The sequence below is a fragment of the Pseudomonas sp. FP597 genome (assembly GCF_030687435.1).
Lineage (GTDB): Bacteria > Pseudomonadota > Gammaproteobacteria > Pseudomonadales > Pseudomonadaceae > Aquipseudomonas > Aquipseudomonas lactucae.
In genome coordinates this window covers 4,274,749-4,289,240 of record NZ_CP117432.1, presented here as the reverse complement: position 1 = coordinate 4,289,240, position 14,492 = coordinate 4,274,749, and the positions used below count along the sequence as shown (strand labels likewise).

12 protein-coding genes are annotated in these 14,492 nt (G+C 65.0%); 11 read left to right on the top strand and 1 reads right to left on the bottom strand.

What is annotated here, in order from left to right:
- Positions 1–3 precede the first annotated feature (3 nt).
- The 11 genes from PSH66_RS19425 (at position 4) to PSH66_RS19375 (ending at position 13,344) form a co-directional block, all read left to right on the top strand.
- A complete protein-coding gene (locus PSH66_RS19425) occupies positions 4–1,278 on the top strand; it encodes an FAD-binding oxidoreductase (protein ID WP_003174932.1) in 1,275 nt (424 codons plus the stop codon).
- Between the two features lie 95 nt (positions 1,279–1,373).
- Positions 1,374–3,011: an ABC transporter substrate-binding protein gene (locus tag PSH66_RS19420; RefSeq protein ID WP_003174931.1), complete on the top strand. Its 1,638-nt coding sequence runs from the start codon at positions 1,374–1,376 to the stop codon at positions 3,009–3,011.
- Positions 3,012–3,024: 13 nt separating this feature from the next.
- Positions 3,025–3,981, top strand: coding sequence for an ABC transporter permease (locus PSH66_RS19415; protein WP_305427471.1), 957 nt, complete (start codon positions 3,025–3,027; stop codon positions 3,979–3,981).
- Positions 3,978–4,853, top strand: coding sequence for an ABC transporter permease (locus tag PSH66_RS19410; RefSeq protein WP_141063168.1), 876 nt, complete (start codon positions 3,978–3,980; stop codon positions 4,851–4,853). The genes PSH66_RS19415 and PSH66_RS19410 overlap by 4 nt, the downstream gene beginning before the upstream one ends.
- A gap of 1 nt (position 4,854) precedes the next feature.
- On the top strand, positions 4,855–6,696 hold the full coding sequence (locus PSH66_RS19405; protein WP_305427470.1) for an ABC transporter ATP-binding protein: 1,842 nt from the start codon (positions 4,855–4,857) through the stop codon (positions 6,694–6,696).
- Positions 6,693–7,001, top strand: coding sequence for a (2Fe-2S)-binding protein (locus PSH66_RS19400; RefSeq protein WP_141063166.1), 309 nt, complete (start codon positions 6,693–6,695; stop codon positions 6,999–7,001). The genes PSH66_RS19405 and PSH66_RS19400 overlap by 4 nt, the downstream gene beginning before the upstream one ends.
- A complete protein-coding gene (locus PSH66_RS19395; RefSeq protein ID WP_305427469.1) occupies positions 6,983–8,362 on the top strand; it encodes an NAD(P)/FAD-dependent oxidoreductase in 1,380 nt (459 codons plus the stop codon). The genes PSH66_RS19400 and PSH66_RS19395 overlap by 19 nt, the downstream gene beginning before the upstream one ends.
- A complete protein-coding gene (locus PSH66_RS19390; RefSeq protein WP_305427468.1) occupies positions 8,359–9,513 on the top strand; it encodes an FAD-binding oxidoreductase in 1,155 nt (384 codons plus the stop codon). The genes PSH66_RS19395 and PSH66_RS19390 overlap by 4 nt, the downstream gene beginning before the upstream one ends.
- A complete protein-coding gene (argE, locus tag PSH66_RS19385; RefSeq protein WP_141063164.1) occupies positions 9,510–10,667 on the top strand; it encodes an acetylornithine deacetylase in 1,158 nt (385 codons plus the stop codon). The genes PSH66_RS19390 and argE overlap by 4 nt, the downstream gene beginning before the upstream one ends.
- 117 nt (positions 10,668–10,784) lie before the next feature.
- Positions 10,785–12,245, top strand: a complete 1,461-nt coding sequence (locus PSH66_RS19380) for an NAD-dependent succinate-semialdehyde dehydrogenase (protein ID WP_141063163.1) — start codon at positions 10,785–10,787, stop codon at positions 12,243–12,245.
- Between the two features lie 13 nt (positions 12,246–12,258).
- Positions 12,259–13,344 carry a tartrate dehydrogenase gene (locus tag PSH66_RS19375; protein ID WP_305427467.1) on the top strand — a complete coding sequence of 362 codons (1,086 nt, stop codon included), beginning with the start codon at positions 12,259–12,261 and terminating at the stop codon, positions 13,342–13,344.
- 79 nt (positions 13,345–13,423) lie between these two features.
- Here PSH66_RS19375 and PSH66_RS19370 read toward each other — a convergent pair whose 3' ends face one another.
- The gene (locus tag PSH66_RS19370) at positions 13,424–14,350 is read right to left on the bottom strand and encodes a glyoxylate/hydroxypyruvate reductase A (RefSeq protein ID WP_305427466.1); all 927 of its coding nucleotides are present in this window, start codon (positions 14,348–14,350) and stop codon (positions 13,424–13,426) included.
- Positions 14,351–14,492 lie beyond the last annotated feature (142 nt).

Here is a 14,492-nt window from a genome sequence, read left to right as displayed (position 1 = left end):
GACATGGGCAGCGAATCCTATTGGCTCGACACCGCACCGGCGTTTACCGGTGCCCAGCTGGGCGGCTTGCCCAAGCAGGTCGATGTGGCCGTGGTCGGTGGCGGTTTCACCGGCCTGGCGGCGGCGCGGGCGCTGGCGCTCAAGGGCGCCAGTGTGGTGGTGCTCGACGCCGGTCGCGTGATCGGCGAAGCCTCGGGGCGCAACGGCGGACAGTGCAATACCGGCGTCGCCCAGGATTACGCCGGGTTGCATGCCAGCCTCGGTGCCGCCAGGGCGCGTGCCTATTACCAGGCCTATGAAAGTGCCGTGCAGACGGTGGTGTCGCTGGTCGAGCAGGAAGGGATCGCCTGCGACCTGGTGCGCAACGGCAAGCTCAAGCTGGCGGCCAAGCCGATGCATTACGAAGGCCTGGCCCGCACCTGCGAGCTGATCCGCCGGGAGGTGGATGCCAACGTCGAGTTGCTCAGCGCCGAACAGACCCAGACGGAAGTCAATTCGGCACAGTTCCACGGTGGCTTGCTGCAACGCAACGGCGTGCAGATGCATGTCGGTCGCTTTGGTGTCGGCTTGGCCGAAGCGGCGGCGCGGCGTGGGGCGATGATTTACGAACACACCCAGGTCAAGGACTGGCAGGCCAGGGCCGGCGGCTATCAGGTCAACACCGCCAAAGGCTCGCTGCATGCCGGGCAAGTGTTGCTGGCCACCGGCGCTTGCCAGCATGGCGACCTCGGCTGGTATCGCCGGCGCATAGTGCCGGTGGGCAGTTTTGTCATCGCCACCGAAGTCTTGCCACAGGCCCTGATCGACCAGTTGCTGCCCCAGCACCGGGCTTATGTGACCAGCCGCATGATCGGCAATTACTTCCGCCTCACCCCGGACAACCGCCTGCTGTTTGGCGGACGTGCACGGTTTGCGATGTCCGACAGCGTCTCCGACGCCAAGAGCGGCAAGGTGCTGCAGGCGGCGATGCTGAACATGTTCCCGCAGTTGGCCCAGGTAAAGATCGACTACTGCTGGGGCGGCCTGGTGGACATGACGTCCGACCGCCTGCCCCGCGCCGGCCAGCATGGCGGCGTGTTCCATTCCATGGGCTACAGCGGCCATGGCGTGCAGATGTCGGTGCACATGGGCCAGGTGATGGCCGAGGTGATGGCCGGCAATGCCGCGGCCAACCCCTGGCGAGACCTTGAGTGGCCGGCGATTCCCGGGCATTTCGGCAAACCCTGGTTCCTGCCCTTTGTGGGTGCCTATTACCGCTTCCAGGACTATTTGCACTGAGTTGCCGTTGTTGCGTCACCGTCGTTTGCGTTTCCAGGACGCTCCGGACATCCGTGAGCACTCGATTCTTCCGATTATCGACAGGTAGCCTTGCTATGACTGACAACAAAAACACCCCCGAGCTGATCTCCGGCGCAGACAGCCTGCGGGTCTTCGAAAGCCTCAATCGCGGCATGTCACGCCGCCACGCCTTGCAGATGCTCGGCGTGGCCGGTGTGGCCGCCGCCGGTGCGGGCAGCCTGTTCGGTGCCGCCGGCAAGGTGTTCGCCGATGAAGCGACAGCGGCCGGCAAAGGCAAGCCCGGCGGCAAGATCCGGGTGGCGGGCATGTCCACCTCCACCGCCGACACCCTCGACCCGGCCAAGGGCGCGCTGTCCACCGACTACGTGCGCCACTACATGTTCTACAACGGCCTGACCCGCTTCGATAAGCACCTGGTGCCGCAACTGGAACTGGCCGAGCGCATCGACAACACCGACGCCACCCTGTGGACCATCACCTTGCGCAAGGACGTGACCTTCCACAACGGCAAGCCACTGACCGCCGCCGATGTGGTGTTCTCCCTGGTCCGTCAGAAGGACCCGATCACTGGTTCCAAAGTCATGGCGCTGCTGGAGCAGTTCGCCGAAATCAAGGCCAGCGGGCCGAACGAAGTGCAGATCCGCCTCAGCGCGCCCAACGCCGAGTTGCCGTCGATCCTCGCCGTGTCGCACCTGTTGATCGTGCCCGAGGGCACCACCGACTTCAATAAAGGCATCGGCACCGGCCCGTTCACCGTCGGCGAGTTCAAGCCCGGTGTGCGTTCGGTTGCGGTGCGCAACAAGAACTACTGGAAGCCAGGCCTGCCGTACCTCGACGAGATCGAGTTCATCGCCATCGGCGACGAGCCGTCGCGGGTCAATGCGCTGTTGTCGGGCGATGTGCACATGATCAACGAGGTCAACCCACGCTCCACTACGCGTATCAAGGCCAGCGCCAAACACCGCGTCGTCGATGCGCCGTCGGGCAACTACACTGACTTGATCATCCGTCAGGACCAACTGCCCGGCAAAAGCCCGGAATTCACCCAGGCCATGAAGCTGTTGCTGGACCGTGAGCAGGTCAAGTCGGCGGTGTTCCGTGGCTTTGCCGTGGTCGGCAACGACCATCCGATCGCGCCGGGTTCGCGTTACTTCAACACCGACCTGCCGCAGACGGTCTACGACCCGGAAAAAGCCAAGTTCCTGCTCAAGAAGGCCGGCATGGAAAGCATCACCATGCCGCTGATGGCGTCACCGGCCGCGACCGGTTCGGTGGACATCGCCGTGCTGTTGCAGCAATCGGCGAAGCAGGCCGGGCTCAAGCTTGATGTGAACCGCCTGCCCAGCGACGGCTACTGGTCCAACCACTGGATGAAGCACCCCTTGAGCTTCGGCAACATCAACCCACGGCCGAATGCCGACGTGATGTTCTCGCAGTTCTTCCAGTCCAAGGCACCGTGGAACGAGTCCGGCTGGCAGAACGACCAGTTCGACCAATTGCTGATGCTCGCCCGTGGCGAAACCGATGACGCCAAGCGCGCCAAAATGTATGGCGACATGCAGACCCTGGTGCACGATCACTGCGGTATCGGCGTGCCGGTGTTCATCAGCAACATCGACGGCGTGGACCAACGCATCAAGGGTTATGACAGCAACCCGCTGGGCGGCTTCATGGGCTACATGTTCGCCGAGCAGGTGTGGCTGGACGCTTGAGGAGGGCAGTGCGATGAATAGCAAGACACTGTGGTTGATCGGCCGGCGCTTCGGCGCAGGGGTCGTGACCTTGTTGATCGTGTCCATGGTCGTGTTCGCGATCACGGCGGTACTGCCGGGGGACGCGGCGCAACAATCCCTGGGCCAGTTCGCCACCCCTGAACAGGTGGCGGCCCTGCGCCTGAAACTGGGGTTGGACCAGCCCGGTGTGTTGCGTTACCTGCACTGGTTGATGAGCCTGCTCACCGGCGACATGGGCGTGTCGGTGTCCAACGCCATGCCCGTGGGTGAACTGATGGCGGGCCGGGTGCCCAACACCCTGATGCTCGCGGGCGCCACGGCACTGGTCTCGGTGCCGGTGGCACTGGTGCTCGGCATCGGCTCGGCGATGGGCCGGGGTGGGCGCATCGACAGCTGCCTGAGCTTTGTCACGCTGGCGATGGTCGCCGTGCCGGAGTTTCTGGTGGCGACTCTCGCGGTGCTGATTTTCGCGGTCAACCTCGGTTGGCTGTCGGCGCTGTCTTACGCCAGCGACATCAGCTCACCGCTGCAATTCATGCGCACCTATGCCTTGCCGGTGATGACCCTGTGCTGCGTGATCGTCGCGCAAATGGCGCGCATGACCCGCGCCGCCGTGATCGACCAGCTCGACAGCGCCTACGTGGAAATGGCGCATCTCAAGGGCGTCAGCCCGATCCGCATCGTGCTGCGCCATGCCTTGCCCAATGCCATCGGGCCGATTGCCAACGCCATCGCCCTGAGCCTGTCGTACCTGTTGGGCGGGGTGGTGATCGTCGAAACCATCTTCAACTATCCCGGCATTGCCAGCTTGATGGTCGATGCCGTGACCAATCGCGACATGGCGCTGGTGCAAGCCTGCACCATGTTGTTCTGCGCCGCTTACCTGGGCCTGGTGCTGTTGGCCGACCTGTGCGCGATTCTTTCCAACCCGAGGCTGAGAAACCAATGAACAACCTCATTGCGAAGTCCAAGCCGGTGTCCTCCGCGCTGGCCCTGGCCAAGGTCTCCAGCGGCCCGTCCTGGCTGGGGCTGGTGGGTGGCGTGGTGTGCGTGGCCTGGCTGCTGGTGGCGCTGTTTGGTCCGTGGCTGGCGCCACATCCGGTGGGCGAAGTGGTCTCGGACAACATCTTCGAAGGCTTCAGCCTCGCGCATCCCTTCGGCACCGATTACCTGGGGCGCGACATGCTCAGTCGCGTGCTGGTGGGCGCGCGCTTCACCGTCGGGCTGGCGTTGGTGGCGGCCTTGCTGGCCAGCACGTTAGGCACCGGTTGTGCGCTGTTGTCAGTGGTCTCGCCCAAGTGGCTGGACGAAATCATCAGCCGCATCATGGACGCCTTCATTTCGATCCCGAGCAAAATGCTCGCCTTGATCATGGTCTCGGCCTTCGGCTCATCGGTGACGCTGCTGATCTGCACGGCCGTGATCAGTTATATCCCCGGCTCGTTCCGCGTGGCGCGCAGCATGGCGGTCAATATCGAGGCGCTGGAATATGTGCAGGTCGCGCGCACCCGAGGCGAGCGCCGCTTGTACGTGGCGTGCAGGGAGATCCTGCCGAACATGCTCAACCCGGTATTGACCGACCTGGGCCTGCGTTTCGGCTACATCGTGCTGCTGCTCAGCGGCATGAGCTTTCTGGGCCTCGGTGTGCAACCGCCGGATGCCGACCTCGGCTCGCTGGTGCGGGAAAACATCGGCGGCCTCAACCAGGGGGCGCTGGCGATCATTATTCCGGCGCTGGCCATCGGCACGCTGACCATCGGTGTGAATCTGCTGATCGACTATTTGTCGTCCAGACGCAGTCGACGCACGGGAGGCCATTGAAATGAGCGAATTGATTCGCGTCGAAGACCTGCGCGTCGTCGCCTGTGGCGAGCGCGGCGAGGTAGAGATCGTCAAGGGCGTGAGCTTTGCCCTGGAAAAAGGTGAAGTGCTGGCGTTGATCGGTGAGTCCGGCTCGGGCAAGACCACCATCGCCCTGGCGCTGCTTGGCTATGCGCGGCGCGGCTGTCGCCTGTCCGGCGGCGTAGTGCGGGTCGGTGAGCACGACATGCTCGCCCTGAATGAAAAACAGCTGCAAGGCCTGCGCGGCAACCGGGTTTCCTATATTGCTCAAAGCGCGGCGGCGGCGTTCAACCCGGCCAAACGACTGATCGACCAGGTGGTGGAGGGCGCATTGATCCATGGCCTGGGCACCCGGGCCGAGTTGTACGCCAAGGCGATCGGGCTGTTCCGCGACCTCGCGCTGCCGGGCCCGGAGCGCATTGGTCAACGCTACCCGCACCAGGTCTCCGGCGGGCAACTGCAACGGGTGATGGCGGCGATGGCGCTGATCAGCGACCCGCTGCTGGTGGTGCTCGACGAGCCGACCACGGCGCTGGACGTGACCACCCAGATCGACGTGCTGCGCGCGTTCAAACGCGTAGTGCGCGAGCGCGGCGCCACGGCGGTGTACGTGTCCCACGATCTGGCGGTGGTGGCGCAGATGGCCGACCAGATCGTGGTGCTCAACGGCGGGCAGATCCTTGAGCAAAGCGCCACCGCGCCGCTGCTCAAGGCCCCGGCCCACGCCTACACCCGCAGTCTGCTGGCGGCCGCACGCCCGGACACCACCATTCGCCCGCCGTGCGGGGTGGCCGGAGACGTACCGCTGCTGACCATCAGCGGCCTGACCGCCGGCTACGGCAACAAGAACCTGCAAGGCATGCCGAGCATTCGGGTGCTCGAAGACATCGAGCTGACCGTGCGACGCGGCCAGGCCATTGGCGTGATCGGTGAGTCGGGCTCCGGCAAATCCACCCTGGCGCGTGTGGTGGCCGGGCTGCTGACCCCGGCCCTCGGCGGTTTGACGTTCGACGGCCAACCGCTGGGCGGCAGCCTTGCCGAGCGCACCCCGGAACAATTCCGCCGCATCCAGATGGTGTTCCAGAACGCCGACACCGCGCTCAACCCCATGCACAGCGTGGCGGCCATCATCAGTCGGCCGTTGAAAATGTATTTTGGCCTCAAAGGCGCGGCGCTGCAGGCGCGTATCGGCGAGTTGCTCGACCTGGTGCGCCTGCCACGCGACCTCGCCGAACGGCGCCCCAACGAGTTGTCCGGCGGGCAAAAACAGCGGGTCAACCTGGCCCGCGCACTGGCGGCCAAGCCGGACCTGATCCTGTGCGATGAAGTGACCTCGGCCCTCGACACCGTGGTGGGCGCGGCGATCCTCGAACTGCTGCGCGACCTGCGCCAACAACTGGGCGTGTCCTACTTGTTCATCAGCCACGACATCTCCACCGTGCGTGCGCTGTGCGACGACATTGTGGTGATGTACAGCGGCCACAAGGTGCAGGCCGGCAGCCGCGAGTCGTTTGCCGAGCCACCGTTCCACCCCTACACCGACCTGTTGATTCACTCGGTGCCCGAGTTGCGCCAAGGCTGGCTGGAAACCTGCGGCACGGCGTGCGACAGCCTGCCGGCGCTGGGCGAGCGGGCGAATGTGGCGCAACTGTGCACCTTCCTCAATCGCTGCCCGGTGCGTGTCGACGGCCTGTGCAACCGCACCGCGCCACCCCGGCGCAACCTGGACAACGGCAGTGAAATCCTCTGCCATCACGACGGCGCCCAGTTGCTCGATACCCAGCACGGCGTCACCACCATGAACTTGGGAGCCTATGCATGAAAGGGCGTTTTGTGAGGCTGGCCGAACAGGGCCGGCCGACGGTCAGCCTGACCGTGGATGGCGCGGCCGTCGAGGCCCTGCAGGGCGACACCCTGATGGTCGCGCTGCTGACCCACGGCAACGCGTTGCGCCAGTCGGAATTCGACAGCGGCCGTCGCGCCGGTTTCTGCCTGATGGGCGCATGCCAGGACTGCTGGGTGTGGACCCGCAGCGGCGAACGCCTGCGCGCCTGTTCCAGCGAAGTCCGCGATGGGCTGGACATCGTCACCACACAACCGGAGGCAACATGGCCACTGCACGGGTAGTTATCGTGGGCGCCGGCCCGGCCGGCGTGCGTTGCGCCGAAACACTGCTGGCGGCCGGGATCAAGCCGATCCTGATTGACGAAAACCGCCGCGACGGCGGGCAGATCTACCGCCGTCAGCCCGACGGCTTTACCCGCGACTACAGCACCCTCTACGGCAGCGAAGCCGCCAAGGCCCAGGCCTTGCACCAGAGTTTCGACCGCCTGCGCGGTGCCATCGACTATCGCCCCGACACTCTGGTGTGGAACCTCACGCCGGGGCAGTTGTGCTGCGTGAGCCAGGGCCGCCACAGCACGGTGGACTACGACGCGCTGATCCTCTGCACCGGCGCCACCGACCGCCTGATGCCCATTGAGGGTTGGCAACTGGCGGGCACCTACAGCCTGGGCGGGGCGCAGATCGCCTTGAAAAACCAGGCCGTGTCCATCGGCCATCGCGTGGTGTTCATGGGCAGTGGGCCGCTGCTGTACCTGGTCGCCAGCCAATACGTGAAGGCTGGCGCCGAGGTGGCGGCGGTGTTGGATACCTCGCCGTTGAGCCTGCGGATCAAGGCCTTGCCCAAGCTGCTGGCGCGTCCGGGTGTGCTGTTCACCGGGATCAAGCTGCTGGCGCAGTTGTACCGGGCCAGGGTCGCCGTGCACCTGGGGATCAAGCCGTTGCAGGTGCTGGGCGATGCGGCCACTGGCGTGATGGGCGTGCGATTCAGCACTGGCAGCGGCCGCACCGAGACGGTCCAGGCCGATGCGGTGGCGCTGGGTTATCACCTGCGCCCGGAGACTCAATTGGGTGACCTGGCCGGTTGCGCGATGACGTTTGATCACGCTTCCAGCCAATGGTGGCTGGCCACCGATGACGCCGGTCGCACCTCGGTGAAGGGCGTGTACGCGGCCGGGGACGGCGCGAAGATTCGCGGAGCCGACGCCGCCGAGCACGCCGGGCGCCTGGTGGCCCTGGCGCTGCTGGAAGACCTGGGGCAGCCGCTGGACAGCGGCCTGCGCGATGAACAACAGCAGGCACTGGCGGTGATGGACCAGTTTCGCCTCGGCCTGGCCCAGGCTTTCCCGTGGCCCGGCGAACAGGCCAAGGCGTTGCCCGACAGCGCCATTGTGTGCCGCTGCGAGATGATCAGCGCCGGCGAACTGCGCCGTACCGTGAGTGAGAAGGGCGCCTGCGAAGTCAACCGCGCCAAGGCGTTCAGCCGGGTCGGCATGGGCCGCTGCCAGGGCCGTTATTGCTCCCAGGCCGGGGCCGAAGTGATTGCCGCCGCTGCCGGCGTGCAGGTGCAGGAGGTCGGGCGCCAGCGTGGTCAGGCGCCGGTCAAACCGTTATCGATGCTGATCACCGAGGAGGTCTCGCCATGAGCGTGCAAAAAGCTGATGTGGTGATTGTCGGCGGTGGTGTGATGGGCTCGGCGACCGCGTTTTTCCTGCGTCGGCGCGGGCAGACGGTGATCCTGCTCGAGCGCGACCAGATCGGCCAGTACGCCAGCGGCGTCAACTTCGGCAATGTGCGCCGTCAGGGCCGCTTCCTGGGGCAACTGGCCCTGGCCAACCGCTCCTGGGCGTTGTGGAAACGCTTGCCGGAATTGATCGGCGACGACCTGGAATTTATTCCCAGCGGGCATATGCGCGTGTGTTATCGCGACGATGAAATCGCCGAGCTTGAGGCCTACGCGGCCGCGCCGGAAGCCGAGCAACTGGACCTGAAGATTTATCGCGGTGCCGAGCTGCGTCAGCGTTTCGGTTTCCTCGGCCCGGACGTCAAGGGCGGCTCCTACGCCCCCCACGATGGCCACGCCAACCCACGCCTGGCGGCGCCGGCCTTTGCCCGCGCGGCGCGGCGCCTGGGTGCGCAGATTGAAGAACGTACCGAGGTGGCCGAGGTGGGCAAGGTCGGCGCCGACTTCCAGATCACCACCACCGACGGCCGCCAATTCCAGGCCGCGCAGCTGTTGATCACCGCCGGCGCCTGGGGCCAGAAACTCTCGGCGCAGTTCGGCGAGCCCGTGCCGCTGGACACCCACGGCCCGCAGATGGCGGTGACCGAACCGGTGCCCTATGCCCTGCCTACAGTCATCGGCGTGTACACCAAAATCCCCGAAGAAGTGATCTACTTCCGCCAGATCCCGCGCGGCAATATCGTCATCGGCGGCGGTTATCGCAGCAAACCGGACATGCTCAACCGCCGCGCTTATGTGGAACCGCGCAGCATCCTCAACCAGATCAGCCAGATGCGCCGCCTGCTGCCGGGGGTGGGCAACCTCAATATCATCCGCGTGTGGAGCGGCATCGAAGGCTACCTGCCGGACTCGCTGCCGGTAATGGGCGCCAGCGGCACGGTTGACGGGTTGTACTACGCGTTCGGTTTTTGCGGGCATGGTTTCCAGCTCGGCCCCGGCGTGGGCGATGTGATGGCCGAACTGCTCGCCACCGGCAGCACCAGCACGCCGATCACAGCGTTTTCCATCAGCCGTTTTGCCCTTTCTGCCGCGCAACGGAGCCAGGCCTCATGAAGCCCCGCGTACTGGATATCCTGAAAACACTGATGGCGTTCGACACGGTGTCGTCCGAGTCGAACATGGCCTTGATCGAGTACGTGCGCGATCTCTTGCTAAGCCACGGCATCGAGTCGCTGATCGTCAAGGACGAGAGCGGCAAGAAGGCCAACCTGTTCGCCAGCACGGGGCCCAAGGACCAACCCGGTGTGCTGCTCTCCGGGCACACCGACGTGGTGCCGGCGGCGGGGCAGGCGTGGACCGTTCCCGCGTTCGCCGCCACCGTGCAGGACGGGCGCATCTATGGACGTGGCAGTTGCGACATGAAGGGCTTTATCGCCCTGGCCATCGACGCCTTGCTCGACGCCGCCGGCCACAGGTTGAACCGTCCGTTGCAATTGGCGTTGTCCCATGACGAGGAAATCGGTTGCGTCGGTGTGCGGCGCCTGCTCGATGTGCTGCACCTGGCGCCGGTGCGCCCGTTTCTGTGCGTGATCGGCGAACCAACCAACATGCAGTTCGTGCTGGGCCACAAGGGCAAGGGTTCCTACCGCACCTATTGTCGCGGCCTGGAAGCACATTCGTCGCTGGCGCCGCGCTCGGTCAACGCCATCCATGTGGCCTGCGACTTTATCGCCGCCCTGCGCGACAGCCAGCAGCAACTGCAACGCCACGGCGCCCAGGACACCGACTACGATGTACCCTACAGCACCGTGCATGTAGGGCAGATCGTCGGTGGCAAGGCGCTGAACATCGTGCCCAACCTGTGCACCCTGGATTTCGAAGTGCGCAACCTGCCCGCCGATGACCTGGACGCGTTCCTGGAGCAGATGCGCGAGCGCGCCGAAGTCATCGTGCGTGAGGCGCAGAAGCTCTCCAGCGTGGCGGCCATCGAGATCGAAACCCTCAATATCTACCCCGGCCTGGACACCCATCCCAGCGTCGAAGCGGTGCGTTTTCTCAAGCAATTCGCTGCGCCCGGCACAGGGACTTCGAAGGTCTCGTTCGGCACCGAAGGCGGCTTGTTCAAGCAGCGCCTGGACGTACCGGTGGTGGTGTGCGGGCCCGGTTCCATCGAGCAGGCGCACAAGCCCGATGAGTTTATCGAGATCAGCCAGATGGACGCCGGTGAGCGCTTTCTGCAAGGCTTGCTCGGCTCGCTTACGGCGTAGCAGAGCCTGCCGTCCGCGGCTCAATTTCAGCACGGCACACTGCCTGGATCGCGCTTTCGGCATCCTCATCCGTGGCACCTCCCTAGACTGGAGCGTGTCTCGGATCAGGACTCGACCATGCTCACGACTCGCTTGCAAGACCCCAGCCTGTTGGCTGAACTCGCCTATGTGGATGGCCAATGGATCGCCGCCGACAGCGGCGCGACTTTGGATGTCCACGACCCCGCCACCGGCCAGTTGCTGGCACGGGTGCCGGCCATGGACGCGGTGGACACGCGCCGCGCCATCGTTGCCGCCGAACGCGCCTGGCCGGCCTGGCGCGCGCGCCCGGCCGCCGAACGCGCGGCGCTGTTGGAGCGCTGGTACCAGGCGATGCTCGATAACCTCGATGACCTCGCACTGATCATGACCTGTGAACAGGGCAAGCCGCTCCATGAAGCCAAGGGCGAGGTGCGCTACGGCGCGGGCTTCGTCAAATGGTTCGCCGAGGAAGCACGACGGGTCTACGGCGAAACCATGCCGGCGCCCAGCGGCGACCGCCGCCTGCTGACCCTCAAGCAGCCGGTGGGCGTGTGCGCCGCCATCACCCCGTGGAATTTTCCCAACGCGATGATCACACGCAAATGCGCACCGGCCCTGGCCGCCGGCTGCCCGATCATCGTCAAACCCTCGGACCTCACGCCGTTGTCGGCCCTGGCCCTGGCGGTGCTGGCCGAACGCGTGGGGATTCCTGCCGGCGTGTTCAATGTGATCACCGGGTTGCCCGCCGGCATCGGCGGGGAACTGACCGGCAACCCGGCGGTGCGCAAGATCTCTTTCACCGGCTCCACCGCCGTCGGCCGCCTGCTGATGCGCCAGAGCGCGGAACACATCAAGCGCCTGAGCCTGGAGCTGGGCGGCAACGCGCCGTTTGTGGTGTTCGATGACGCCGACCTGGAGCAGGCGGTGGCCGGGGTGATGATCAGCAAGTTTCGCAACGCCGGGCAAACCTGCGTGTGCGCCAACCGCATCCTGGTGCAGGCCGGGATCTACGAACGGTTCGCCGCGCGGCTGGTGCAGGAGGTGGGCAAGCTCAAGGTCGGCAATGGCCTGGAGGAGGGCATGACCATCGGCCCGCTGATCAACCCCGCCGCGGTGAGCAAAGTCGCGCGACATATCGACGATGCCCTGGGCCAGGGCGCCACCTTACTGTGCGGCGCGATCCCCACCGGTGACAGCCCATTCGTGCAACCCACGGTGCTCGGTGACTGCCACGCCGGCATGCTGCTGGCCAACGAAGAAACCTTCGGCCCGGTGGCACCGCTGCTGCGCTTTACCGATGAAGCCGAGGCGCTGGCCCTGGCCAATGCCACGCCGTACGGCCTGGGCGCTTACTATTTCACCCAGGACCTGCAACGCTCGTGGCGCTTCGGCGAGGCCCTGGAGTTCGGTATGGTCGGGCTCAATACCGGGATCATTTCCATGGAGGTCGCGCCGTTTGGCGGCGTCAAACAGTCGGGGCTGGGACGTGAGGGCAGCAAGTACGGTCTGGATGAATACCTTGAAATCAAGGCGTTCCACATTGGCGGGTTGAACTAGCGAGGCAGGCTCCATGAGCAAAACATTCAGAATCGCCGCGATTGCCGGCGATGGCATCGGCAAGGAAGTCTTGCCTGAAGGCCTGCGGGTTTTGGAACGGGCCGCCAAAGTCTGGGGCCTGAACCTGAGCATCGACGTGCTCGACTGGGCTCACTGCGACTACTACCTGGCGCACGGGCAGATGATGCCCGACGACTGGTTCGAGCAGCTCAAGGGCTATGACGCGATCTACTTCGGCGCGGTGGGCTGGCCGGACAAAGTCCCGGATCACATCTCACTGTGGGGGTCGCTGCTCAAGTTCCGCCGCGACTTCGACCAGTACGTGAACATCCGCCCGGTGCGCCTGTTCCCCGGCGTGCCGTGCCCGCTGGCCGGGCGCGAACCGGGGGACATCGACTTCGTGGTGATCCGTGAAAACACCGAAGGCGAATACTCATCGGTAGGCGGCAAGATGTTTGAAGGCACCGCCCATGAATTCGTGCTGCAGGAGTCGGTGTTCACCCGGCGCGGCGTCGACCGTATCCTCAAGTTCGCCTTCGACCTGGCCCAGACTCGTCCGCGTAAAAAACTGACGGCGGCGACCAAGTCCAACGGCATCTCCATCAGCATGCCTTACTGGGATGAGCGCACCGCGTTGATGGCGGCGAACTACCCCGAGGTGAGCTGGGACAAGCAGCACATCGACATCCTGTGCGCGCGCTTTGTGCTGCAGCCGGACCGCTTCGATGTGGTGGTGGCATCGAATCTGTTCGGCGACATCCTCTCCGACCTGGGGCCGGCCTGTGCGGGCACCATCGGCATTGCGCCGTCGGCCAACCTGGATCCCGAACGGCGCTTCCCATCGTTGTTCGAACCAGTGCATGGTTCGGCGCCGGATATTTATGGGCAGAACATCGCCAACCCGATTGCGATGATCTGGTCGGGGGCGTTGATGCTGGATTTTCTCGGCCATGGCGACGAGCGTTACCGGGCCGCGCATGATGGGATTTTGCAGGCGATTGAAGGGGTGATTGCGGCGGGGCAGGTGACGCCGGATTTGGGGGGGCGGGCCTCAACCCAGGAGGTGGGTTTGACGATTGCCGAAAGGCTCCAGCCCTAAAAGCGGGCACGCTTCAAAATGTGGGAGGGAGCAAGTCGAATCGTCGCACCGCCCCTCCCACTTTTTTGATCTCCAGGCATCAGTAGCCTTTGTGGCGATCCACTTCGCCCACCATCGCCTCACCGCGCTCGAACCGCCGGATATTTTCCAGCAACACCCCAAACGCACTCGCCGGCTGGGTCATCGCGGCGATGTGCGGTGTGAGCAGGATCTGCGGGTGATCCCAGAAAGGATGCGCGTGCGGCGCCGGTTCTTCCTGCAGCACATCCAGCACCGCAGCGCTCAATTGCCCGCTGCCCAGCGCCTCGAGCAGATCCGCCTCCACCAGATGCCCACCACGGCCCATGTTGATCAATGCGGCGCCACGGGGCAGTTGGTCAAACAGACGCCGGTTGAGAATGCCCTGGGTCTGCTCGGTCAACGGCAGCACGCACAGCAAAATATCGCACTGGCTGAGAAACGCCGGCAGTTGTGCCTCGCCTGCGTAGCACGTCACGCCCGCCAATTGGTGCGCACTGCGCGCCCAGCCCGATAAGGCAAACCCCAGCGGCGCCAAGGTCGTCAGAATCTGCTGGGCTTGTGTCCCCAACCCCATCACACCGATGCGCCGATTCGCCGCCGGCTGCAGCAGGTGCGCCTGCCAGCAGCGCGCAGCCTGTTGCTGGCGGTAGCGCAGCATGTCGCGGTGCAGGCTGAGCACGGCCCAACTGGCGTATTCGCACATGCCACGGGTGATGCCGGGATCGAGCAGGCGCACCACCGGCAGTTCGGGGGGCAGGCGCGACAGGTCCAGTTGGTCGACGCCGGCCGATAAGGCAAACAACACTTTCAGATTGGGCAGTACCTGCTGCACGTCGTCCGGTGCCTGCCAGGCGGCCAGGTACTCGATGTCGGCGCGGTTGCCGATGTCCGGCCAGGCGCGCCATTCGATATCGGGCGCGTGTTCGGCGAACAGCGCCTGCCAGTGTTGGCCGCGCACCGGGTCGGCTTTGTAGAGCAAGGCCATGGGCATTTCCTGCTGGATGAAAGAAGACGCTCATGATCACCCAAAGCCCGGCGCAGGATCTGTTGAAAGGCCAGGGCAAAACAGTCGATCCGCATTTCTCACGGGCCAAGTTCGGCGTAGTTGGTTGCCCGCACGCCGTACG

Bases quoted from the DNA above. Each gene is read 5' to 3' on its own strand.
- PSH66_RS19405 (WP_305427470.1), top strand. From the start codon at position 4,855: ATGAGCGAATTGATTCGCGTCGAAGACCTGCGCGTCGTCGCCTGTGGC.
- argE (WP_141063164.1), top strand. From the start codon at position 9,510: ATGAAGCCCCGCGTACTGGATATCCTGAAAACACTGATGGCGTTCGAC.
- PSH66_RS19420 (WP_003174931.1), top strand. From the start codon at position 1,374: ATGACTGACAACAAAAACACCCCCGAGCTGATCTCCGGCGCAGACAGC.
- PSH66_RS19425 (WP_003174932.1), top strand. From the start codon at position 4: ATGGGCAGCGAATCCTATTGGCTCGACACCGCACCGGCGTTTACCGGT.
- PSH66_RS19380 (WP_141063163.1), top strand. From the start codon at position 10,785: ATGCTCACGACTCGCTTGCAAGACCCCAGCCTGTTGGCTGAACTCGCC.
- PSH66_RS19410 (WP_141063168.1), top strand. From the start codon at position 3,978: ATGAACAACCTCATTGCGAAGTCCAAGCCGGTGTCCTCCGCGCTGGCC.
- PSH66_RS19375 (WP_305427467.1), top strand. From the start codon at position 12,259: ATGAGCAAAACATTCAGAATCGCCGCGATTGCCGGCGATGGCATCGGC.
- PSH66_RS19370 (WP_305427466.1), bottom strand. From the start codon at position 14,350: ATGGCCTTGCTCTACAAAGCCGACCCGGTGCGCGGCCAACACTGGCAG.
- PSH66_RS19390 (WP_305427468.1), top strand. From the start codon at position 8,359: ATGAGCGTGCAAAAAGCTGATGTGGTGATTGTCGGCGGTGGTGTGATG.
- PSH66_RS19395 (WP_305427469.1), top strand. From the start codon at position 6,983: ATGGCCACTGCACGGGTAGTTATCGTGGGCGCCGGCCCGGCCGGCGTG.
- PSH66_RS19415 (WP_305427471.1), top strand. From the start codon at position 3,025: ATGAATAGCAAGACACTGTGGTTGATCGGCCGGCGCTTCGGCGCAGGG.
- PSH66_RS19400 (WP_141063166.1), top strand. From the start codon at position 6,693: ATGAAAGGGCGTTTTGTGAGGCTGGCCGAACAGGGCCGGCCGACGGTC.